The organism is Phaeobacter sp. PT47_59, assembly GCF_028890025.1.
GTDB lineage: Bacteria > Pseudomonadota > Alphaproteobacteria > Rhodobacterales > Rhodobacteraceae > Phycobacter.
This window is the reverse complement of record NZ_JARCJL010000013.1, coordinates 16,244-39,464: the sequence shown is the minus strand read 5'-3', so window position 1 is coordinate 39,464 and position 23,221 is coordinate 16,244. Positions and strand designations below refer to the sequence as shown.

18 protein-coding genes are annotated in these 23,221 nt (G+C 64.1%); 8 read left to right on the top strand and 10 right to left on the bottom strand.

Features of this window, described 5'->3' with window-relative positions:
- Window positions 1-32 precede the first annotated feature (32 nt).
- The 5 genes from pdxA to lptF are packed head-to-tail and all read right to left on the bottom strand — an operon-like array spanning window position 33 to window position 6,684.
- Window positions 33-1,010 (bottom strand): 4-hydroxythreonine-4-phosphate dehydrogenase PdxA, encoded by a 978-nt coding sequence (gene pdxA, locus PXK01_RS13195; RefSeq protein ID WP_274860431.1) that lies wholly within the window; start codon window positions 1,008-1,010, stop codon window positions 33-35.
- Complete coding sequence (locus tag PXK01_RS13190) at window positions 1,007-2,278, bottom strand: peptidylprolyl isomerase (RefSeq protein WP_274860430.1); 1,272 nt, start codon at window positions 2,276-2,278, stop codon at window positions 1,007-1,009. Before PXK01_RS13190 ends, pdxA begins: the two co-directional genes overlap by 4 nt.
- Window positions 2,263-4,425, bottom strand: a complete 2,163-nt coding sequence (locus tag PXK01_RS13185) for an LPS-assembly protein LptD (RefSeq protein WP_274860428.1) — start codon at window positions 4,423-4,425, stop codon at window positions 2,263-2,265. The genes PXK01_RS13190 and PXK01_RS13185 overlap by 16 nt, the downstream gene beginning before the upstream one ends.
- A gap of 1 nt (window position 4,426) precedes the next feature.
- A complete protein-coding gene (gene lptG / locus PXK01_RS13180; protein ID WP_274849019.1) occupies window positions 4,427-5,548 on the bottom strand; it encodes an LPS export ABC transporter permease LptG in 1,122 nt (373 codons plus the stop codon).
- Entirely contained in the window at window positions 5,545-6,684 is a 1,140-nt protein-coding gene (gene lptF, locus PXK01_RS13175; protein ID WP_274849044.1) for an LPS export ABC transporter permease LptF, read from the bottom strand. Before lptF ends, lptG begins: the two co-directional genes overlap by 4 nt.
- 196 nt (window positions 6,685-6,880) lie before the next feature.
- On the opposite strand from lptF, the gene PXK01_RS13170 reads away from it, so the two are divergent.
- Window positions 6,881-8,356: a leucyl aminopeptidase gene (locus tag PXK01_RS13170; protein ID WP_274860427.1), complete on the top strand. Its 1,476-nt coding sequence runs from the start codon at window positions 6,881-6,883 to the stop codon at window positions 8,354-8,356.
- Between the two features lie 7 nt (window positions 8,357-8,363).
- Complete coding sequence (locus tag PXK01_RS13165; RefSeq protein WP_274860426.1) at window positions 8,364-8,834, top strand: DNA polymerase III subunit chi; 471 nt, start codon at window positions 8,364-8,366, stop codon at window positions 8,832-8,834.
- Between the two features lie 16 nt (window positions 8,835-8,850).
- Here the strand turns inward: PXK01_RS13165 and PXK01_RS13160 are convergent, their stop codons facing one another.
- Window positions 8,851-10,926: a putative bifunctional diguanylate cyclase/phosphodiesterase gene (locus PXK01_RS13160; RefSeq protein WP_274860425.1), complete on the bottom strand. Its 2,076-nt coding sequence runs from the start codon at window positions 10,924-10,926 to the stop codon at window positions 8,851-8,853.
- 326 nt (window positions 10,927-11,252) lie between these two features.
- Window positions 11,253-13,526 carry an NADP-dependent malic enzyme gene (locus PXK01_RS13155; RefSeq protein WP_274860424.1) on the bottom strand — a complete coding sequence of 758 codons (2,274 nt, stop codon included), beginning with the start codon at window positions 13,524-13,526 and terminating at the stop codon, window positions 11,253-11,255.
- A gap of 180 nt (window positions 13,527-13,706) precedes the next feature.
- On the opposite strand from PXK01_RS13155, the gene PXK01_RS13150 reads away from it, so the two are divergent.
- The 6 genes from PXK01_RS13150 (at window position 13,707) to PXK01_RS13125 (ending at window position 19,958) form a co-directional block, all read left to right on the top strand.
- The gene (locus PXK01_RS13150) at window positions 13,707-14,810 is read left to right on the top strand and encodes a cupin domain-containing protein (protein WP_274860423.1); all 1,104 of its coding nucleotides are present in this window, start codon (window positions 13,707-13,709) and stop codon (window positions 14,808-14,810) included.
- Window positions 14,807-15,199 (top strand): cytidine deaminase, encoded by a 393-nt coding sequence (locus tag PXK01_RS13145; RefSeq protein ID WP_274860422.1) that lies wholly within the window; start codon window positions 14,807-14,809, stop codon window positions 15,197-15,199. The genes PXK01_RS13150 and PXK01_RS13145 overlap by 4 nt, the downstream gene beginning before the upstream one ends.
- Window positions 15,200-15,205: 6 nt before the next feature.
- Window positions 15,206-16,510 carry a thymidine phosphorylase gene (locus PXK01_RS13140; RefSeq protein WP_274860420.1) on the top strand — a complete coding sequence of 435 codons (1,305 nt, stop codon included), beginning with the start codon at window positions 15,206-15,208 and terminating at the stop codon, window positions 16,508-16,510.
- Complete coding sequence (locus PXK01_RS13135) at window positions 16,510-17,724, top strand: phosphopentomutase (protein WP_274860418.1); 1,215 nt, start codon at window positions 16,510-16,512, stop codon at window positions 17,722-17,724. Before PXK01_RS13140 ends, PXK01_RS13135 begins: the two co-directional genes overlap by 1 nt.
- A 79-nt stretch (window positions 17,725-17,803) precedes the next feature.
- The gene (gene upp / locus PXK01_RS13130) at window positions 17,804-18,436 is read left to right on the top strand and encodes a uracil phosphoribosyltransferase (protein WP_274849028.1); all 633 of its coding nucleotides are present in this window, start codon (window positions 17,804-17,806) and stop codon (window positions 18,434-18,436) included.
- A gap of 160 nt (window positions 18,437-18,596) precedes the next feature.
- Window positions 18,597-19,958 (top strand): SPOR domain-containing protein, encoded by a 1,362-nt coding sequence (locus PXK01_RS13125; RefSeq protein WP_274860417.1) that lies wholly within the window; start codon window positions 18,597-18,599, stop codon window positions 19,956-19,958.
- A 79-nt stretch (window positions 19,959-20,037) separates the two neighbouring features.
- Here PXK01_RS13125 and PXK01_RS13120 read toward each other — a convergent pair whose 3' ends face one another.
- The 3 genes from PXK01_RS13120 to PXK01_RS13110 are packed head-to-tail and all read right to left on the bottom strand — an operon-like array spanning window position 20,038 to window position 23,155.
- Window positions 20,038-20,619: a retropepsin-like aspartic protease family protein gene (locus PXK01_RS13120; protein ID WP_274849030.1), complete on the bottom strand. Its 582-nt coding sequence runs from the start codon at window positions 20,617-20,619 to the stop codon at window positions 20,038-20,040.
- A 59-nt stretch (window positions 20,620-20,678) separates the two neighbouring features.
- Window positions 20,679-21,305, bottom strand: a complete 627-nt coding sequence (locus PXK01_RS13115) for a MarC family protein (protein ID WP_274860416.1) — start codon at window positions 21,303-21,305, stop codon at window positions 20,679-20,681.
- On the bottom strand, window positions 21,302-23,155 hold the full coding sequence (locus PXK01_RS13110) for an ABC-F family ATP-binding cassette domain-containing protein (protein ID WP_274860415.1): 1,854 nt from the start codon (window positions 23,153-23,155) through the stop codon (window positions 21,302-21,304). Before PXK01_RS13110 ends, PXK01_RS13115 begins: the two co-directional genes overlap by 4 nt.
- Window positions 23,156-23,221: the final 66 nt, after the last annotated feature.

Below are 23,221 nucleotides of genomic sequence, written 5' to 3'. Positions count from 1 at the left end.
AAAACCGGGAGGATGGCAAGGGGGGCGGGCGGTCAGCTGCCTGTAGAGATGGCCATGCGATGCGCCATTTTCACCGCTTCGATCATGCTGGACGGGTTTGCCTGCCCGGTTCCGGCGATATCGAAGGCGGTGCCATGGTCGGGCGAGGTGCGGATGAAGGGCAGGCCCAGGGTCACGTTGACGCCCCGGTCGAAATCCAGCGTCTTGATCGGGATCAGGGCCTGGTCGTGATACATGCAGATCGCCGCATCATAGCGGGCGCGGGCGGCGGCGTGAAACAGCGTGTCCGCCGGATGTGGGCCGGTCAGGGTCATCTCGGGCGATTGCAACTGGTCGATCAAAGGCGCGATCCAGTCGATCTCCTCCGGTCCCATGGCACCGCCTTCGCCCGCATGGGGGTTGAGACCGGCAATGGCGATGCGCGGATGGGCAAAGCCGAACTGGTGGCGCAGCCCGTCGGCGGTAATGGCGATGGTCTCGCGCAGCAGGCTGGGGGTCAGAGCCTTCGGCACCTCTGACAGGGCAATGTGGATCGTTGCGGGGACCACCCGCAGCTGTTCGCTTGCCAGCATCATCACCACCCGCGCGCGCCCCGCCAGATGGGCGAGGAACTCGGTATGGCCGGGATAGGCAAAACCGGCCCCGTCGATCAGCGCCTTCTTGTGGATCGGCGCGGTACAGAGCGCCGCAGCGGCACCAGAGCGCACCAGCGCGACGCCGGTCTCGATCGCTGCGATCACGCCGGGGGCATTTCTGGGATCGGCAGTGCCGCAGTCAGCAGAGCCAGCAAAGGGCAGGTGCAGCACCGGCAGGGCATGGGGGCAGATCCGCGCGGCCTCTTCCGCGCGCTGAACCTCTTGCCAGGGGGTGTCTGCAGGCAGGTGCCGCGGATCGCCGATCCACAGCATGGGCAGCTCTGACTTCAAGGCGGCCCAGGCCTTGGCCGCGATTTCAGGGCCGATGCCCGCCGGTTCGCCGCAGCTGATCGCAACCGGGCGTGGCGGGGTCATTTGTCCTCGATCCGGGCGTCGGCGCGCAGCTGTTCCAGGTAACTTGCAGAGAGGGATTCGACCCGCTGTGCGGTCAGCGCATTGGCAACGGTTTCCCGGCTTTCACCTTCGCCCAGTTCCGCGGTGCGCCCGCACAGGCGCAGGAGCACCAGGGTTTCACCGTTGTTGCGGGTCACGGCGGTGGAGGTTTCACCGGGGTCCAGTTTGGCGAGTTCAATTGCGATGTCGCGGTCGATCTCACCCGGCGAGAGGCTCACGCGGTCCAGAACCGATGGGTCCTGCCCCTTGGCGACGCCATAGAGATCGTCGCATGTATCGGTGCCCTCGATGATCTCTTGTGCCTTGGCCAGGGTCGCGGCGCTGCGCCCGCCGGGCAGGTAGTAGGCGGCATATTCAATGGCTGCAAAGCGTTGCGCACGGCCAGAGACCTCGCGCAGGCCACGCATCTGGAACAGGGCGACCGCCCCCTGCAGGGGCAGGGGTTCGGTGATGTCCCCGGGCGAGAGGGCCAGCACCACCTGCTGCAGCTGCGGCGGCAGTTTGGTCAGCGGCATCCAGTTCAATTCGCCGCCCCGCTCGCGGCTTTGGGCGGCGGAATACTGGGTCGCGGCGGCGGCAAAGGCCGCGCGCGTGGTCAGGGCCGCAATCTGCTGGGCGAGGTCTTCGACCTGAGGTGCATTCTGTTCATTGATGGGCAGGATGATTTCCGAGAGCAGCACCTGAACGCTGCCGGATCCCGCCTGGCCCATGGCGCGGTCGATCTCGGCCTCGGTGGGGCGGGCACGGGCCAGGAAACGGGCGCTGACAAGGTCGCGCCAGCCGATGCCCACGCGGGAAAAATCGCGCACGGTTTCAGGATCGACACCGTTTTCCTGCAGGGTCGAGAGAAATTCGTTCAAGGAGAGATTCGCCCGTCCCGCCAGTTCGGTCATGCCGGTGGTGATTTCGTCCTCGCTGGGCGCAATTCCGGCCTCTTCCATGGCAACCAGTTTCAGGCGGTCGTTGATCAGCTCCTTGCGCGCGGCCTCCATCAGGTCGCCAGGGACGCGCAGGACGGCCATGAACCGTGCCCGTTGTTCCAGCTCGTAATGGGTGATGACCGCGTCATCGACGGTGATCGCCGGCGAGAACAGCCCTTGGGCAGGGGCAGGTTGGGGAGACGCCAGCAACGCGGCGCAGATCAAAACGGCTGCGGCAGGGCGGCTCGCAACGCGCAGGCTGCGGTGTGTTAGAGAGGCCAGATGCCGATAGGTCAAGTATTGCTGCATGATCGCCTGTACTTCTTGTTGCCGCTGTTCACGGAGAACCCGTTCAACGCGATGGTAAACCCAAAATCGGTCGAAGGCTCAAGACTTGTTGTCGATGTATAGCGCCGGTTGATCGTCACGTCGACCGTGACGCATTCGTTGCTATAGGCAAGGCCGAACCCGGCCCGGGTGGCGCGGGCGTCGGAGATGTCGTAGCGCAGGCTGGCACTGGCGCGCCAGGAGGGGGAAATATCGTAGGTCCCGTCGAACCACATTTCCGATGATTCCTCGCTGCGCCCTTCCGCCGGGTCGGTGCCCAGCCACAGGTAGGTGCCGGCGACGGTGGCCCGGCTGTGCCGCCAGTCGCCGCGGAATTCCGCCTTGGAAAAGTTCAATGATCCGTTCAGCAGGCCGCGCGCTGTCAGCGACAGATCTTCGCTCAGTCTCAACTGGCCTGCCAGCAGCAGATCCGAGCTGGTGCCGCCAAGACCGGAACTCTTGGTGAACCTCGGGTCTGCATCCTGCCGGATGACCTGGCCGACGGTGGCGAAGGCCTGCCAGCCGCTGGTGGAGTAGCGGGCCCAGTTGAAGCCATAGACCAGGGTCAGGCCCTCTTCGCGCGCGTCGATGGCGGGGAACCGGGACAGGGCCAGGAGATTACCCTGGTCGAACTCGACAAAGCCGCTTTCGTCTTCCGGCACCGCTTCGCCGGTGACGTCACGCCAGCCCAGTTGCACGATCGGTTCCAGATAGGTGCTGTGGCCTGCGGCGCTGCGGCGGCTCATCGGCAGGCGCAGGGTCAGCGCGCTGCGCGGCGCAAGGCGGATTTCCGAGTTGGCGAAATTGGCGTCGTTATAGACCGAAAAGGCATCCGCTGCGGCTCCGACCTGCCATTCGGCGACAATGCCATAGGCCAGCCGCCAGTTGCGGCGCCAGTCCACATCCGCCGTCAGCCGCGCCACATCGCGTCCCTGCGGCAGAGGGCCGATGCTTGTCAGGTTCGATTGGCGGCGATGGCCGTGGCCTTCGAGGCTGAGGCGCATCTCACCGCCAAGGCGCCCGGGGGAGAAACGCTGCTGATAGGTCACATCAGCGATGGCGGAGGGAATGAACTCCTGCTGTTCACTGTCGCGCAGCGTCTTGTAGTGATAGACGCCGGCCCGCAACAGCATGTCGCGCCGGGCCTTTGTCAGGGTCGCCTCTGACCGCAACCGGTCGAGATCCTGCAGGCCGTAATCGGCGAGATAGGCATCATCCGAGACGGTTTTCAGATCAAAGTCCAGGTTCACGCCCTTGGGAAGCTCGAACTGCCCCTGCGCGAAGATATAGCCACGGCTTTCACCCGTTTGCAGGTCGTCGCGGGTATGGGCGCCCTCGATAGTGATGCGGCCGGTCCGGAAGGCCTGGCGGTAGCGCCCCTCCAGGGTGCGGGTCTTGCCGGAGATATAGGGGCTGAGCGTCAGGTCCCGGTGATCGCCCAGCCGGAAGAAATAGGGCACTTTCACCCCTGACCCAAGGTTCGAGGTGGTACGGATCGACGGGATCAGAAAACCGGTGGTGCGCTCCAGGGTCGGATCCGGCAGGCGGATGCCCGGAAAATAGAAGACGGGCACGTCCAGCACGCGCAGCTGGGCATTCTCGAAGTAGAGCTGTTGCGCCAGTTGGTCGTGGGTGACGCGTTCGGCGCGGATCTGCCACAGGGGCGGGCGCCCGTCGTCGCAGACATGGCAGGAGGTCACGGCGGTTTTGTAAAGCTGCGTATAGCGGCCGCTGACGCGGGTCATCTGCAGCGAGGCCAGTTGCAGCTGCTGTTTGAACACCATGCGCGCGCTGCTCAGGATGCCGTTCTGCAGATCACGGTCCATTTCGGCGGCGCTGGCCAGGATGGTGACATCGCCGCCCTGATCGATGCGGATCGGGCCCGCGATCTCCAGCGTCCCATTGCTTTGATCATAGGTGATCTTTTGCGCCCGCAAGCGCACATCGCCCTGAAAGGCCTCCACATTGCCGGTGGCCACGAGAATCCGCTGGGGCGTGATGAAGACGCGGTCGGCAACCAGCATGGCCGGGGCCGAAGCGCTCTCTGCTCCGGCCGGGGGCTCTGCCCGGGTGGGGGCGCCAAGGCCAAGCCAGGGCAGCAGCGCAAGGCTGAGAAGGGCGCGGCGCATGTTATCCGTCCTCGGCATGTAGAAGCAGTCCCATCGTCAGCAGGATTGAGGCCACCGGAGGCGCCCAGGCGGCGAGGGCCACCGGGATCTGGCCGTTCTCGCCCAGAACCTGCGCAAAATTGCGGATGAAATAAAGCCCAAACCCCAGCAGCACCGCCGTAAGCACCGCCAGGCCCGTGCCTCCGAACCTCGTGTGGCGCATGGTGAAAGCGGCGCCGACCAGCACCATTGCCACCAGGAACAAGGGCCGTGCCAATGCGACCTGGTACCAGACCTCGTAGCGTTTGGTGGAAAAGCCGGCAGCGGCCAGATCCCGGATCGTTGCCGGCAGGTCGTAGATGGAAATGCCCTCGGCGGTGCCCAGGGTGTCGCGGATGCGCTCGCTGGTCAGGGTGGTGGGTAGGATCAGCACGTCATGTTCGGCAGCGATGCTTTCGGGGTTGAGGCCGATCGTCAAGGGCCAGACCTTGGCCTTGGTCAGCAGCCAGTCCTCTCCCTGCAGGCGCGCGCTTTCGGCAATGATATAGCGGATCGGGCCGCCGCCGGGCGCGTAATCGTGGATGGTGACGTCAAACAGGGTGATATTCTCCGCATTGCCTGCCTCGGCCTCATCGTTGCCATAGCCGCGGGCGTGGATCACCGACTGCCCGTCCGGGCTGCCCTGGCGCAGCCACAGCCCTTCGCCGGACAGGGACAGTGCCGCCGGGCCACCGTTGCGATAGGTGTCGGAGAGCGCCTTGAACCGGTTGCTGGTCGCCGCCACGATGGGGTTGAGCATGCTGACCGCCAGAACACCGATCAGCGCCGCCACGATCACCGGAGCGGCCAGGGCGCGCAGACCCGATCGCCCGATCGCCCGTGTGACCACCAACTCGCTGCTGCGCGCCAGGCCGACAAACAGCACGATGGTGGAGAGGATCATGATCAGCGGCAGGAACTCGCTGAAGGCCGCGGGCGCATTGAGCAGGGTCAGCCCGATCAACCGGCCCGCGCCCAGCTCCAGGCTGTCAAACCGGCGAATCTGTTCGTTGAGGTCGATCAGGATCACCAGGGTCATCAAGACGCTGGTAATGATCAAGAACCACTGGGCGAACCTGCGCGCATAGTAGAGATCGAGTTTCATGCCGGGTGATCCCCCGGTTTGGAGGGCCGCTGCCAATGCATCAGGCCGGGATGGCTGGCCAGATAGAGAAACCCGAGCGCAAAGAAAAGCCCGATCAGCGCAGGCAGGTAGATCAGCGGCCACAGGTCCGGGTTCTTGATCACCGGGTCTGACACCACCCCGCGCATGCCCTCGACCAGGATCAGCAACAGGAAGGCCAAAAGCGCCTGCCGCCAGACCCCAAAGCGCGAAAACGTCCCCAGCATGAGGGTGGAAAACCCGATCAGTGCCACCACCACGCAGATCAATGCCTGGGCAAAGCGCAGATGCAGCTCTTCGCTCTGGGTGCCGGCAGAATAGCCATCTGTTGCGGTCACCTCTGCGCGCGCGGTCAAGAGCTCAAGGCTGGGAATGGCGCGGATATTGCGGATGGGGTTTTCCGTCTTCTTGGTCAGTTCGCTGATATCGTATGAAAAATCCGAAAACACGGTGGTCGACAGCCTGCGCGTTTTGGCATCCAGCCGCTGGGCCATGCCCTCCACCAGGATCAGATGCGCGCGGTCCTCGTCGCGTACCAGAAAGGCCCGCGCGCCGGTATAGGTCACGGCACGATCGGGGTCGCGGCGGTCGGAGAGGAAGACGTCGCGAAGCGTGCCGTCCGGATCGATCTGGCGAATGTAGAAGGTCACGCCCTTGGTTGGGTGCAGAAAATTGCCTTCGGTCAGAAGCCGGGCCGTGACATTGCGGGAGACCTCCCGTTCCCGGACTTCCAGCTGGCTGATCGATGCGGGCAGCAGAACATGGGTCAGCGCCGACATCATCAGCGCGGTGATCAGCCCGAAAGCCAGAGCAGGTCGGGCCATCTGCCAGGGGCTCGATCCGGTCGAGCGCAGCACCGTCAGCTCGCTTTCGCTGTGCAGCCGGTTGGTGACCCAGATCGAAGCGGCAAAGGCGGCGACCGGCAGCACCATACGTACCAGATTCGGCAGGGTCAGGGCGGTGAATTCCAGGAAAACCAGGGCTGATTGTCCGTCACCGATCAGCCGGTCGAACAGGACAACGGCCCGGTTCAACCAGAAAACAGCAACAAGAATAAGCGCAAAGAAGCCGAAGAACAGCAGGTATTGCGACAGCACGTATCTGTCGTAGCGTGACACCCGATCCCCCCAGATCTTGCCATTGTTGTTTTGCCGCAGCTTAAAGGAATTGTCGGGCGGGGAAAACTGCAATCTGCGCGCCCCATATGCAAAGGCAGCCTGTGGCGGGCAGGGGCGGTGGTTCCGGGCTGGTCAAGCCGGGGCACACAGGCTAGCTGTTGCAAAACGCATGCCTAAGACGACAGGAGCTCATGAGATGTCTGGTCTGACCCCGATCCGTTTTGACGCCTTCGACCCCAAGGAGCTGGCGCAGATCAGTGGCCATCTTGTGGTTGTGCTGCCCCCTGAAGGCACGATGGGTCAGGCCGCCCGCACCGCCAATCGGCTGACCAAGGGCGCGCTTGCCCGGCTGAAAGACTCCGAGACCTTCACATCCGCAAAAACCGGTCAGGTGATCAGCCTGAACTGGCCCTCGGGCCTGGTGGCCGAGGCGCTGCATGTGCTGGTTCTGCCCAAGCGGATCAGTCAGGCCGAGGCCCGCAAGGCCGGTGCGGAACTGGCCAAACTGGCGAAGGGCAAGGCGATGACCGTGATGGCCGGCCCGATGAGCCGCGCCGCCGATCTGGCCATGGGGATTGCCCTGCGCGCCTATGATTTCGATCAGCACAAGACACCCAAAGAGGAAACCCAGGCGGGCGAGGTGGTGATCGCCCACAAAAGACCCGAGGAGATGACAGCCGCCTTTGCACCGCTGCAGGCAGTGGCCGAGGGCGTGCATATGACCCGCGATCTGATCAACGAGCCGGCCAATGTGCTGACCACCAGCGAATTTGCCCGCCGCATCGAAGGGCTCAGCGAGATCGGTGTCGAGGTGGAGATCCTCGAAGAGGCGGATCTTGAGAAGCTGGGCATGCATTGCCTTTTGTCGGTTGGGCAGGGGTCCGACAGCCCCTCCAAGGTGGCGGTGATGCAGTGGAAGGGCGGTCCCAAGGACGAGGCACCGCTAGCGCTGGTGGGCAAGGGCGTGGTTTTTGACACCGGCGGCATCTCGCTGAAACCGGCGGCGGGCATGGAAGACATGACCATGGATATGGGTGGCGCAGGCGTTGTCACCGGCACCATGAAGGCGCTGGCCCTGCGCAAGGCCAAGGCCAATGTGGTGGGCCTGGTGGGGCTGGTCGAGAACATGCCCTCGGGCAATGCCACCCGTCCCGGTGATGTGGTCAAGACCATGAAGGGCGATACGGTGGAGGTGATCAACACCGATGCCGAGGGGCGTTTGGTGCTCTGCGATGTCATGTGGTACGCGCAGGACCGCTTCAAACCGGCTGGGATGATCGATCTGGCCACCCTGACCGGTGCGATCATCATCGGCCTTGGTCATGAAAATGCCGGTGTCTTCTCCAATGACGACAAGCTCTGCGATGCCTTCCTGAAATCCGCGAGCGCCGAGGATGAAGGCGCCTGGCGAATGCCGCTGGGCCAGGCCTATGACGACATGCTGAAATCGCGCATCGCCGATATGAAGAACGTGGGCGGGCGCCCGGCGGGCTCGATCACTGCCGCGCAGTTCCTGCAGCGCTTCGTGCAGGAGGGGACGCCCTGGATCCACCTGGATATCGCCGGTGTTGCCTCGGTCAAGACCGATACCTCTTATGCGCCGAAGGGCGCGACCGGCTGGGGGGTGATGGCGCTCAACCGCCTGGTGCAGGACCGTTTCGAGGCGGAATGACACTGCCATGGGGGCCGCTTTCTTCTACCACCTGACCCGCAGGCGGCTGCAGGACACGCTGCCGGTGCTGCTGGACAAGGCGCGCGGCGCGGGCTGGCGCATCGCGGTGCGCGGCCCTGATGCCGAGCGGCTGGCCTGGCTGGATGAACGGCTGTGGCTGGGGGGCGACGAAAGCTTCCTGCCGCACGGGCTGGCCGGTGGCCCGCATGATGCGCATCAACCGATCCTGCTGACCACGGCGACAGAGGCGGCGAACAAGCCGACATGCGTGATGTCCGTGGATGGGGCTGAGGTGACGCCCGAGGAGGTGCAGGCGCTGGAACGGGTCTGCATCCTTTTCGATGGCACCGACCCGGAGGCGGTGCAGCATGCGCGGGTGCAGTGGAAGACCCTGACCGATGCCGGATGTGCGGCGCAATACTGGTCCGAGGAAAGCGGCCGCTGGGAAAAGAAAGCCGAGAAGGAGCCCGCGCAGTAGCGCCCGGGCCCTGAGCCTAGGAGGCCTTGCTCTGCTTGTCCTGCGACCAGATCAGGAAATCTGAATCGACGGTGACTTCGGCAAAATGTTCTACCGGTTTGCCGAACAGATAGCCCTGCAGGTAGGTCACGCCGATGGCATGCAGCAGCCGGGCCTGCTCCAGGGTTTCCACCCCTTCCGCCACGGTGTGCACGCCGAACCGTTCGGCGATCATCACGCTGCCCTCAATGATGGCGCAGCGCTGATCGTCGATCTGCTGCACGAAGGATTTGTCGATCTTCAGCGCCGAAATCGGCATTTCATGCAGCCGTGACAGCGAGGAATAGCCGGTGCCGAAATCGTCGATGTGGATTTCGATGCCCAGCGAATGCAGGTCGTTCAGAACGCCGATGATGGCGTCCTGATTGCGGGCATCGATGATGGTCTCGGTCACCTCGAGGATCAGCATGCAGGGCGGCAAATCGTATTTGTCGAGGTAGCCGAGGATAAACTCGGCAAACCCGGGCACCACCAGTTGCCGCAGCGAGATGTTCAGGGCCAGGCGGATATGCGATGCCCGCCCCAGTTCCTCTGTGTAGGTGGCCAGGGCGGTGTCGAGTACGAATTCGCCGATATTGACGATCTCGCCGATATCCTCGGCAATGGGGATGAATTCCTCCGGGCTGATACGGCCCAGGATCGGATTGTCCCAGCGCAGCAGCACCTCGTAGGAATGTACGGAGAAATCGTCGGAACAGACCAGCGGCTGGAAGGCCAGGTGCATTTCCTCGGAGGCCAAGGCATGTTTCAGGCGCTGGGCGATGATCAGGGTGCGTTCCTGCTCGGCCACCAGATCCTGGGAGTAAAGCAGGGTATTGCCGCGCCCCGTGCGTTTGATCTCTCCGGCGGCCAGATCGGCGGACCTGATCGCTTCGCTCACCGCCACCGGATGCGGGCGGCAGACGGCAAGTCCGGCGCTGAAGCCGACCGAGACCTCACGGTTGCTGAAGTTGACTGGCCTTTGCACGATGGCGCGCAGCTGGGCGGTGAATTCATGGCCGATATCGGCGCAGCGGTCTTCGGGTGCCGCCAGAAGCCCGACGAACTCATCGCCGCCCCAGCGGCAGAAGGCACAGAGATCCGGCGCGGCCTCGGCCAGCCGCTGCCCGATTTCCGCAAGGGTGCAGTCTCCGGTGGCATGTCCCATGCCGTCATTGATCTGTTTGAACCGGTCCAGATCGATGAAAATGACCGCAAAGGCATGACCTTCGGGGATCCGGGGGCGCTGGTCTTCGACCCATTGGATGATGCCGCGCCGGTTGTAGAGTTGCGTGAGACTGTCGCGTTCGGCCAGGCGTTTGAGATCGCTGGTGCGTCGCTTGACACGATCTTCCAGGGTGGCGTTGAACTCGGTCAAGGCCTCCTGCTGCACGCGCAGGTCGTCCACCAGGCTTCGGTTCCGCATCTGCAGCTCAATCGAGTTGCGCAGGATATTGTGGTTGCGGCCATGGGTGACCAGCATCACGCCCCAAAAGGTCGCGACCAGCAGGCTCAGAACGTGCTGCGGTTCGGGTTGCAGCTGCAATTCTGCAATGATCACTATGAGCAAGCCGCTGATATAGACGCGGCCCGATTTCAACAAAGGCGCGATGACGCCGGTCGCACCCGATGCCATAGCGGAGACCACGATAATGGCAAAATACTTCAGGTTGTCATTGCCGCTTTGAAGCGCCAGATGCAGCAGGGTACCCCACAGGGCAACCCCGGCAGACATGCCAAGAAAGTAGCGCCTGGCGCCGCGCGCCACGTCCGAAGGGGGCGTATCCACCGCTTGCAGGCGCTGGATGTCACTGCGCCCGGCAAGGACGCGCCCCAAAGACAGCACGAGCAAGCCGACGATCAGAGCGGTGACAAGCGCGGAGTTGTGCCCGGTGATATAGAATTCCGCGTAAAGCCCCAGGCCGCAGGCGACATTGACCACGATATTTGACAGGTAGTTGTTATAGCCATGTCGCACCAGGCACAGATCAATCTCTGCCCTTTGCTCCGTGGAGCAGCCTTCCGTCTCTGCCGCGGGGGCAGTGCCGGGAAAGGCACTATTGGGATTACTCACCGTCAACTCGTTCAACCCTTGGATCGGGGCTTTTTCAAAACCCTGCGTCGCCTTGCCGAGGCACTGGAGATAAATGATCTCGAGCCGGTGCCACGACCACCCGCTCGCGCGCAGACAGGTGGTTCTGTCACTGTTAAGTGTCGGGGGTTATTATTGTGTTGATATTAGCATTTTTAGATATGTTGCCGTGTTCGGGCCTGTAGCCCTGCCCCCCTGCCAACTGCGGCAGGCCGCCAGTCACAGGGCAGGCCTGGCAGGCCCGGCAGGTGCCGGGGCGGGCGGGGCTATTCGCCCCGGCTTATCCGCAGGTGATCATCCGCGGCGGGTCATCCGTAGTGGGCGACCGGGGTTCCGGCAATGGCGGCCATGTTGAGCAGGCCGCGCGCGGTGATCGACGGGCTGACGATATGGGCGCGGTTGCCCATCCCCATCAGGATCGGTCCGACCTCCAGCCCGTCAGAGCGCATCTTCAGAATATTGCGCACCCCGCTGGCCGCATCCGCATGGGCAAAGACCAGCACATTTGCGGCCCCTTCCAGCCTGGAGTTGGGGAAGATGCGTTCCCGCAGGTCGGCATCCAGGGCGGTGTCGATGTTCATCTCGCCCTCGTAGATGAAATCGCGTTTCTCGCGATCCAGAATGTCGATGGCCGCCCGCAGCCTGGCACCGGTGTCGCAGTCGATATTGCCGAACTGAGATTGCGAGCAGAGCGCGATCTGCGGCGTGAGGCCAAAACGGCGAACATGCCGCGCGGCGCCCATCACGGTCTGGGCGATCTGCTCGGGGCTGGGTTCGATCCGCACCTGCGTGTCGGCGATGAACAGCGGGCCATCTTCCAGGATCATCATCGACAGCGCCCCATGAGGCGCATAGGTGCCGCCGCCCAGAACCTGCGTCACGTAGTTCAGGTGCCAGCGGTATTCGCCGAAGGTGCCGCAGATCAGGCTGTCCGCATCTCCGCGTTGCACCATGATCGCGCCGATGGCGGTGGTATTGGTGCGCAGGATCGCCTTGGCCAGATCTGGGGTCACGCCGCGGCGCTCCATGGTCTGGTGATAGCTGTTCCAATAGTCGTAATAGCGCGGATCGTTCTCGGGGTTGACGATCTCGACATCGGTGCCGGGGCGGATGCGCAGGCCGAGCTTTTCGCAACGCGCCTCGATCACCTCGGGGCGGCCGATCAGGATCGGGGTCTCGGTGGTTTCCTCCAGCACCTCCTGGGCGGCGCGCAACACGCGCTCGTCCTCGCCCTCGGCAAAGACGATGCGGCGCGATGCGGCGCGGGCGGCCTCGAACACCGGTTTCATCAGCAGGGCCGATTTGAACACGGTCTGGTTCAGCTTGGCGCGATAGGCGGTCAGATCCTCGATCGGGCGGGTGGCGACACCGCTTTCCATCGCGGCACGGGCCACGGCAGAGGAGACAATGCCGACGAGGCGCGGATCAAAGGGTTTGGGGATCAGGTAATCGGCGCCAAAGGTCAGCTGCTCGCCCTTGTAGGCCGCTGCCGCCTCGGCCGAGGTGGTGGCGCGGGCCAGCGCCGCGATGCCCTCGACGCAGGCAATCTGCATGGCGTCGTTGATCTCGGTCGCGCCGACGTCCAAGGCGCCGCGGAAAATGAAGGGAAAGCACAGGACGTTGTTGACCTGGTTGGGAAAGTCACTGCGCCCGGTGGCGATGATCGCATCGGGGGCCACCTTGCGGGCCTCCTCCGGCATGATTTCGGGGGTGGGGTTGGCCAGGGCAAAGATGATGGGCCGCGCGGCCATCCTGGCCACGTGGTCGGGTTTCAGCACATTGGGGCCGGACAGGCCGAGGAACAGATCGGCGCCCGCGATCACATCGTCCAAGGTCCGCAGCTCGGTCTCCTGGGCAAAGGCGGCCTTCATCGGGTTCATGTCCTCGGTGCGGCCCGCGTAGACCAGCCCGTGTAGGTCGCAGAGCCAGATGTTTTCACGCTTGACGCCCAGCTTCACCAGCATGTTGAGGCAGGCAATGCCCGCAGCGCCACCACCAGTAGAAACCACCTTGATATCCGCGAAGGATTTCTTCGCCACATGCAGCGCATTGCGCGCCGCCGCCCCGACCACGATGGCGGTGCCGTGCTGATCGTCATGAAAGACCGGGATGCCCATGCGTTCCCGGCAGATCTTCTCGACGATGAAACAGTCGGGGGCCTTGATGTCTTCCAGGTTGATGGCGCCGAATGTGGGTTCCAGCGCGCAGACCAGATCGGCGAGCTTTTCCGGATCGCTTTCGTTCAGCTCCAGGTCGAAACAGTCGATGCCCGCGAAATTCTTGAACAGGACCGCCTTGCCCTCCATCACCGGCTTGGAGGCCAGCGGGCCGATATTGCCAAGCCCCAGAACCGCCGAACCATTGGAGACCACAGCCACCAGGTTGCCGCGCGAGGTATAGCGCGCCGCATTTGCGGGGTCGTCCTTGATCTCCAGGCAGGCCTCTGCCACGCCCGGCGAATAGGCTCGCGCCAGGTCGCGCCCGTTCGCCATCGGTTTGGTGGCACGGATCTCCAGTTTTCCGGGGCGAGGGAACTCGTGATAGCGCAGGGCGGCGTCGCGCAGGTTGGGTGTATCGGACATTGCAAGGGCTCCAAAACTGATAGTTTAGCGTTAAACTACTTTGGATCGAAGGGAAACAGCGATTTCCACTCAGGGCGTCGCTGTCATCGATGTGATCGGCATATCCTTGCACATCCCCGGCAATGGGATCACTGTGCCGTGAGTTTAAAAGATCATTAAATTACCCTCAGGGAGACCAGAATGGCAGAGACCATTGCCGAGATGCGGCTGCCCACAGAAGAGCTGCGCGACGATATTCCGTTCTATACCAAGGTTTTGGGAATGAAGCTGGATATGATCTATCCGGCGGATGATCCGCGCATCGGGGTGTTTTCCGGCCATGGGCTGCGTCTGCGCATCGAGCGGGGCGCACCGGAAGGCCCGGGCACCCTGCGGATCCTGACCGAGGACCCGGAAGGATTCGCCGATGGCGCGCGGACCTTGACCGCGCCCAATGGCACCAAGATCGAGATCGAGGAGCGCAACCCGCCGCTGGTGATGCCGGAGACGGTGCATTCCTTCGTGGTGCGCAGGCTGAAGGATCAGGCGCCCTGGATCATCGGGCGCGCGGGCATGCACTACCGCGACCTGGTGCCGGATCGCCTCGGCGGCTCGATCATCGCCAGCCACATCCGCATCCCCGATGGCGGTCCGGTACCGGACATGGTGCATTTTCACCGGGTCGGGTTCCAGTTGATCTTCTGCATCCATGGCTGGGTCGATGTGGTCTATGAAGATCAGGGCGAGAAGATGCGCCTGACGGCGGGCGATTGCTTTATCCAGCCGCCCGAGATCCGCCACCGCGTGCTGGAGGCCAGCGACAATGTGCAGGTGATCGAGATCGGCGTTCCGGCGGAACATGTGACCGAGATCGACCACGAGATGACCTTGCCGACGCCGGATTACCGCCCCGACCGCGAATGGCAGGGACAGCGGTTTGTCTACAATCAGGCCGCAGGCGCCGATTGGGTGCCCTTCCGCTTGCCGGGCTTCATCTGCCGCGACACCACCATCAATAAAAACACCAAGGGCGTTGCCTCGGTGCAGGTGGTGCGCCCCGGCGAAGGTGCGGATGCCGGGAACAGCCCCTGGGCCAGCCATGACACCGATATCCTCTTCACCTTCGTAATGGCGGGCACTGTGACCTTGCACGGGGAGGGGCGGGAGCCTTACGCTCTGGAAACCGGGGATGCCTTCGTGATACCGCCGGGTATGAAAACCCGGCTTAGCGATGCCTCGGACGATCTGGAACTTCTGGAAGTCAGCCTGCCGGGAGCCTTCACCACAAGCCTGGAGACATCATGAGCCTGAAAGACGCCGCCACCGCCGTTCGTGAAAACGCCCATGCGCCCTATTCCAAGTTCAAGGTCGGGGCCGCCATCCGCGCGGCCTCGGGGGCTGTCTATGTGGGCTGCAATGTGGAAAACGCCGCCTATCCGGAGGGCACCTGCGCCGAAGCCGGCGCGATTGCCGCCATGGTTGCCGCGGGCGAAAAACAGCTGACCGAGGTCTATGTGATCGCCGATTGCCCCGATCCGGTGCCGCCCTGCGGCGGGTGCCGCCAGAAACTCGCGGAATTCGGGGCAGGGGATGTACCCGTCACCATGGGCACCACCCGTGGCGCCGAGCGGGCCAGCACCATTGCCGACCTGCTGCCCGGCGCCTTTGAGACCTGCCATATGGACGGACAATAACCGGCCATGGATGCCCGTGCGATCAACGCTGCCCTGCGCCGGGGCGAGACACCCAGTGACGCCGATCTCAGCTGGTTTGCCGAAGGGCTGGCCAATGGCGCGGTCAGCGATGCGCAGGCCGGGGCCTTTGCCATGGCGGTCTGCCTGCAGGGCCTCAGCACCGAGGGGCGCCGCGCGCTGACGCTGGCCATGCGCGACAGCGGCGATGTGCTGACATGGGATCTGGACGGTCCGGTGCTGGACAAGCATTCCACCGGCGGTGTGGGGGATTGCGTCTCGCTGTTGCTGGCGCCCGCGCTGGCCGCATGCGGCGCCTATGTGCCGATGATTTCGGGGCGAGGGCTGGGGCATACCGGCGGAACGCTGGACAAGATGGAAGCCATCCCCGGGGTTTCGATCAATGTCAGCGAAGAGCGCCTGCAGGAGCTGATGCGCGATGTCGGCTGCGCCATTGTCGGCGCCACCTCCCGGATTGCCCCGGCTGACAAGCGGCTTTATGCGATCCGCGATGTGACCGCCACGGTCGAAAGCCTCGATCTGATCACCGCTTCGATCCTGTCCAAGAAGCTGGCCGCCAGCCCAGATGCGCTGGTGCTGGACGTGAAGCTCGGCTCTGGCGCCTTTATGAAATCCATCGATGATGCCCGGGCGCTGGCGCAATCGCTGGTCGATACCGCCAATGCGGCGGGCTGTGCGACCTCGGCCCTGATCACCGATATGAACCAGCCGCTGGCGCCCTCCCTTGGCAATGCGCTGGAGGTGGCCGAGGTCATGCGCGTTCTGACTGGCGAGACCTCTGGTCCCCTGGCCGAGATCACCGTGGCGCTCGGAGCGGTGTTGTTGGTGCAGGCGGGGCTTTGCAAGACAGAGGAAGAGGCGGCAGAGCAGCTATCGGCGACCTTGCGGGATGGCCGGGCTGCCAAGCGGTTCGAAACGATGGTGGCGGCCATGGGTGGCCCTCGGGATTTTGCCACGGGCTGGGCCCGTGTCCTGCCAGAGGCCAGCGTCATCCGCGAGGTGGCAGCACCGGAGGCAGGCTATATCAGCGCCATCGATGGCGAGGCGCTGGGCCTTGCCGTGGTGCGCCTTGGCGGTGGGCGGATGGTGGAGAGCGATCTGGTGGACCCGGCAGTGGGCCTGTCGGATATCCTGCCGCTTGGCACCAGGGTCGCGCGCGGTACGCCGATGGCGCGCATCCATGCATCGCGCGAGGACGCCGCAGACCGCGCTGCCGCAGAGGTGCGGGCGGCGATCACCATTTCTAGGATGGCGCCGGAGCTGCCTCCGCTCATCCATGAAAGGATCACCTGATGCCCCGTGCCTTTCTTGTGGTGATGGATTCCGTCGGCCTTGGCAGCGCGCCGGATGCGCACCGTTTCTACAATGGCGATCTGCCGGATCTGGGCGCGAACACGCTGGCCCATATTGCTCAGGCCTGCGCCGAGGGGCGCGCCGAAGAGGGGCGCAGCGGCCCGCTCAATCTGCCCAATCTCGATCGGCTGGGCCTTGGCGCCGCCATGCGGCTGGCCTCTTCCGTCCCCGTTCCGGGGTTGGCGGCCACGCCCGAAGGGCTGTGGGGCTGCGCCGCCGAAGTCAGCCCCGGCAAGGATACGCCTTCGGGGCATTGGGAATTGGCTGGTCTGCCCGTGCCCTGGAACTGGCATTTCTTTCCCGACACTGATCCTGCCTTTCCAGCGGAGCTCAGCGCCCTTGTGGCAAAGGCCGCGGGTGCGGATGGCATCCTTGGCAATTGCCACGCCTCGGGGACCGAGATCATTGCGCGCCACGGCGCCGAACACATGCAGACCGGCGCGCCGATCTGCTATACCTCCGCCGACAGCGTCTTCCAGATCGCCGCCCATGAAGAGACATTCGGCCTGGAACGCCTGTTGGAGTTGTGCCGCGCGGTGGCGCCGCGCCTGCATGAGATGAAAGTGGGCCGGGTGATTGCGCGTCCCTTTGTCGGTACGCCCGAGGCTGGGTTCACCCGCACCACCAACCGGCGCGACTTTGCCATTGCGCCGCCTGCAAAGCTGCTGACCAACTGGGTGCAGGATGCGGGGCGCAGGGTTCATGCCATCGGCAAGATTGGCGATATCTTCACCATGAGCGGCATCGACACCCTGAAAAAGGGCAGCGATGCCGAATTGATGCAGCATCTGGCAGGGGCCATCGACACGGCCGAAGACGGTAGCCTGACCTTTGCCAACTTTGTCGAGTTCGACAGCCTTTACGGGCACCGGCGCGATATCTCGGGCTATGCCCGGGCGCTGGAATGGTTCGATGCCGAAATCGGCAAGCTTCTGCCGCGTCTGCGCCAGGGTGACATCCTGGTGCTGACCGCCGATCATGGCAATGATCCCTCCTGGCCCGGAACCGATCACACCCGCGAACAGGTGCCGGTGCTGGTGGCGGGGGCGGGGCGGGCAGGCCCTATCGGCGCCCGTGCCTTTGCCGATGTCGGTGTTTCGCTGGCCGCGCATCTGGGGGTGCCAAGCACAGGCCCCGGTCGCAGCTTTCTGTGACGGCTTTGGCCTTCCGGCTTGCCTGTCCGGGGCAAGGGCGCATAAGAGAGAACAGAGATTTCTGTAGGAGAATGCCGCTATGTCCGATCATCTGACCGTTGTCGATCACCCGCTGGTGCAGCACAAGCTGACCCTGATGCGGGACAAGGGCACCTCCACCGCCGGTTTCCGCCGCCTGCTGCGCGAGATCACCCAGCTTCTCGCTTATGAGATCACCCGCGAGATTCCGCTGACCACAACCGCCATCGAAACGCCGATGGAAGAAATGGAAGCACCGATCCTGGCAGGCAAGAAACTGGCACTGGTGTCGATCCTGCGGGCCGGCAACGGCATGCTGGACGGCGTGCTGGAGCTGATCCCCTCGGCCCGGGTCGGATTTGTCGGTCTTTACCGCGACGAAGAGACCCTTCAGCCGGTGCAATACTACTTCAAGGCGCCCGAAGGCCTGAAGGATCGTCTGGTGATCGCGGTCGATCCGATGCTGGCCACTGGCAACTCTTCGGTGGCGGCGATTGACCTGCTGAAAGAGGCAGGTGCCAACAATATCCGCTTCCTGTGTCTGCTGGCCGCCCCCGAGGGGGTTGCCCGCATGAAAGAGGCGCACCCGGATGTGCCGATCGTGACCGCCGCGCTGGATCGCGAGCTCAACAAGAAGGGCTATATCATGCCCGGTTTGGGCGATGCCGGCGACCGGATGTTCGGCACCAAGTAAACGGTCGCTCGCCGTCTGGAACGGGGGGCGGCGCGCAGGTTCGCGCGCCTTGACTGGACATGGAAACAAATTGCGCGGTGGCAGGAAGATTGTCCTGCCGCCGGGTTTACTCAAATTTCATTTTCAGGCATCCTGCGCCCATATGTTGTGGGGCTGTCTCATGAGAATAACAAGAATTGTCGCGCTCGCCTTGATTGCAGGCACATTTGGCCTTCAAGGGGCAGAGGCGCAGACACTGCGTGCGTCGGGTCCGCCATCGGAAGTTCCGCCCGCCTCTTACAAGGGCAAGCAATATGTGGACAGCCGTGGCTGTATCTACATCCGTGCGGGTATCGACGGCAATGTGAGCTGGGTGCCGCGGGTCACCCGCAGCCGCAAGCAGCTGTGTGGCTACAAGCCGACCACCATCGCAGGAACGACCAAGACAGGAACCGGTGGTGCTCCGGCGTTTGAGATGATCACCTTGCCAGAATCGCAGCGCCCAGGTGGCGCAACGACGACGACGGCCAGCGCCGCGGCGGCGCAAACCGCGCCTGCGGCCTCGGTTCGAACGCCAGCGCCCGCGCCACGGGTCGTGACCACCGCCAAGCCGCGACGCACCGCCAGCAGCACCAGCGCCACCCCGGCCCGGGTGACTGCCTCAGTGCCGCCGCGGGTCGTCAAACCGGCGCCGGTTGCGCCTGCCCCCGCGCCGGTGATCCGGCAGGTCTCACCTGCGGCGGGTGGATGTCCCGGTGCTTCGGCCATCAGCCAGCAGTATATCAACAGCGGGGCGAACGTGCGCTGCGGCCCGCAAGCGGAATCTCCGGTGACCTATGGTCGTGGGGGACGCTACGATCAAAACTCTTCCCTACAGCTGGCGCCGAATACGCCTGTCGTCCCGGCCCATGTCTATCATCAGCGGCGCTATAGCAGCGATCTTTCCGTGCCCGAGGGGTATCGCCCGGTCTGGAAGGATGATCGCCTGAACCTGCGCCGGGCCGAGCGTACAATTGCATCGGCCGTGATCCGCCAGGACGCAACTGTTCCTCCGGGATATGTGCGTGTCGAACGGGACGACGACCGGATGAATGCGATGCGCGCCCAGCGGACCGCCGAGGGCGACGCCCGGATGGCGGAAATCTGGACCGACAAGGTGCCGCGCACCCTGGTGAGACAGCCGCTGGATCGCCCGACGGTGCGCCTGTCCGGACATCAGGCGCGCAGTGCGGCCGAAGCACGCGAACCGCTGATGATGCGCCTGTCCACCCGTTCTGATCCGGCAGCCGAGACAGCATCATCCGACGCTGGTCCGCGCCGCTATGTGCGCGCCGCAACCTTTGCCGATCCCGAAGCGGCACGCAGCGCTGCCCAGGCCCTGGCGCGTGGCACGGGCTTGCCCGTACGTCTGGGCACGGCGACCCGCAACGGGAAACCCTATAAGGTGGTTCTGGCTGGTCCCTTCACGGGTGACGGGGCCGGGGAGGCGGCTTTGAACAGGGTGCGTGGTGCCGGTTACCCCAAGGCGCGGCTCAGCAAGTAATCCGCTCAGGTTGGGCGTTCTGGCCTAGCGGGTTCGCACATCTTGGCGGATTTGCACATCCTGGCAGGTCAGAACCAGGCTAGCGGGTCAGAACCAGGGCGCGGTTCTGGATCTCGATCCGGGACCAGCGCTGCAGGTACCCCATGCCCAGAAGCGATTTCTCCATGTCGCCGCTGTTGACCCAGACGCGCACGCCCTTGTCTGTGATTCCGCCGAGCGACATCTCCTCGACCCAGGTGGAGGCGGTGCGCACTTCGCCATTGGCGGTCTGCGCGCGGCCCAGATAGGCGAGGCTTTCGGTGTCAATCCCGGCTCGTTCGGCATCTTTGCGGCTCAGCACCACCTGGCTGGCGCCGGTATCCACCAGGAAATTCACCGGCGCGCCATTGACCGAGAGCGTGAGATAGTAGTGCCCGTCCCGTGCCAGGGGCACCTCGACCCGGCCTTGTTCGGTCATCACGCTTTGCTGCGGCATCACGGTCTGGCGGATATCCCCCCACAGGCCGTAGCCCGCGATGACGCCGAGGAAGATGAAGGCCCAGATCGCCAGGGATTGCACCGTCTTACCCAGGGATTGCCGGTTCTGCACAAAGACCCAGGATCCCACGGCCAACAGCAGCAGCACCAGATAGATCACCCGGCCATAGTCCATATCGCTCATGTGCGCGCCTCCTGGCCCTTGATGTAGGAAGTTTGAGCCGAGTTCCTAGCCCTTGGGGCCTAGCCCCCGGCAAAGCCAAAGGCGCGCAGACCGTCCAGAATGAACTGCACCGACAGCGCCGCGAGCAGCATGCCCAGCAGGCGGGTGACCACATTGATGCCGGTCTTGCCGAGAAGACGCTCCAACACGCCCGAGACCATGAACATCACCAGCATCAGCGCCAGCACCGCCAGAACGATGCTCATCACCAGAACGAAGCCTTCGATCCCCGGTTTCTGACCTGCCAGCAGGATCACCGTCGCGATCGAACCCGGCCCCGCGATCAGCGGGATCGAGATCGGGAATACCGATGGGTCCTCCTGTTCGGTGGCTTCTTCGCCCTGGTGTTCGCGCCGCTTGGTGCGCCGTTCGAACAGCATGTCAAGCGCGGTCAGGAACAACAGCGCGCCCCCGGCCACCCGGAAGGCGGGCATGGAGATGCCGACAAAGGCCAGAACAGCCTCCCCGAACAGGGTGAAGAGCGCCAGGATGAAGGTGGCCGTGAGCGAGGCCCGGATGGCGACGCCGCGCCGATGGCGCGGGCTCATGCCTTGGGTCAGCGCCAGAAAGATCGGGGTCAGGCCAATGGGATCGATGATCACAAACAGCGTGACAAAGGAGGTGATCAGAAAGGCCGTGTCAATCATAGGGCTTCGGCCTTTTCCAGTTTCTCAAGGGCGCGCATCCACAGGGTCTCGGCGCGCTCCAGCGCCTCCATCACCTCGGCGTGCTTGGCCTGCCAGACGCGGGCCTCGTCCTTCTTCTCTACCTCGTAAAGCTCCGGATCGGCCAGCTTGATGTCCAGCTTGTCCTTCATCTCGGTCAGCTTGTTGACGCGGTCCTCTGCCTTGCGCGCCTCGGATCGCAGCGCCAGCATGGCATCGCGGGAGGGGCGTTTCGGCTTGGGCTTGGGCGCAGATACTTTCGGGGCGGGTTTGTCCTTTTCCAGCAAGAGCGCCCGATAAGAGGCGAGATCCCCTTCGTAGGGCGCCACGGTCCCTTTCGAGACCAGCCAGAGCCGATCCGCCACCAGGCTCAGAAGGTGCATGTCGTGACTAACCAGGATCACGGCGCCGGTATAGGCGGTCAGCGCCTCGACCAGGGCTTCGCGGCTTTCTATATCCAGGTGGTTGGTCGGCTCGTCGAGGATCAACAGATGCGGTGCATCCAGCGTGGCCAGCAAGAGCGACAGGCGCGCCTTTTGCCCGCCCGATAGGCGCCGGACTTCGGTATCGGCCTGATTTGCCCCCAGGCCAAACCCCGCAAGGCGGGCGCGCAGTTTCGCCTGGCCTTCCTCGGGGCGCTCGCGCTGCAGGTGCTGCAGCGGCGTTTCGTCGATATAAAGCTCGTCCACCTGGTGCTGGGCAAAGAAGCCGATGCGCAGCTTGCCGGAGCGGGTGATCTTGCCGGACATCGGCTTCAGGCGATCTGAGAGCAGTTTCGACAGGGTCGATTTACCCTCACCGTTCTTGCCCAAGAGCGCGATCCGGTCATCCTGATCGATGCGCAGGTTGAGGCGCGACAGGATCACGGTGTCGCCATAGCCGACCGAGCCGCCTTCCATGGCGATGATCGGCGGCGACAGTTCCTCGGGCTCGGGAAAAGTGAAAACGGTGCGCGCCGCATCTTCGGGCGCGCGGATGGTTTCCATCTTCTCCAGCATCTTGACGCGGCTCTGGGCCTGTTTGGCCTTGCTGGCCTTGGCCTTGAACCGGTCCACAAAGGCCTGCAGGTGGGCGCGCTGCGCTTCCTGTTTCTTGGCGGCTGCGGCCTGATTGGCGCGGTTGGCGGCGCGCTGGCGGGCAAACTGGTCGTAGTTGCCGCCATAGTAAATCAGCCCGCGATCCTCCAGATGCAGGATGCCGCCGACCGATCGATTGAGCAGCTCGCGGTCGTGGCTGATGATGATGACCGTATGGGGGTACTTCACCAGATAGGCCTCAAGCCAGAGCGCACCTTCCAGATCCAGATAGTTGGTCGGTTCGTCCAGGAGCAAGAGGTCCGGCTCCGAGAACAGCACCGCCGCCAGGGCCACCCGCATTCGCCAGCCGCCCGAGAAATCGGCGCAGGGACGTTGCTGCGCCTCTTCGTCAAAGCCAAGCCCCTTGAGGATCGAGGCGGCGCGCGCCTCTGCCGACCAGGCGTCGATATCGGCCAGGCGGGTCTGAACCTCGGCAATGCGGGCAGGGTCCGTCGCGGTCTCCGCCTCGGCCATCAGGGCGGCGCGTTCGGTATCGGCCGCCAGAACCGTGTCGATCAGCGACACATCCGAGGCGGGTGCCTCCTGCGCGATACCGCCGATCCGCGCTTTGGAGGGCAGGGAGATGCTGCCGCCCTCCAGCGACAGCTCGCCCTTGATCAGGCGGAACAGCGTCGTCTTGCCGGTGCCGTTGCGCCCCACAAGGCCGACCTTGTGACCGGTGGGAATGGTGGCGCTGGCCCCGTCGAACAGGGGGCGGCCTTCGACCGAATAGGTGATGTCCTGAATGCGTAACATGGCAGCGCTCATAACAGAGCCGATGGGGGCAAACCAGCGCCATTAAACGCCGCGTTGCAACTGGTC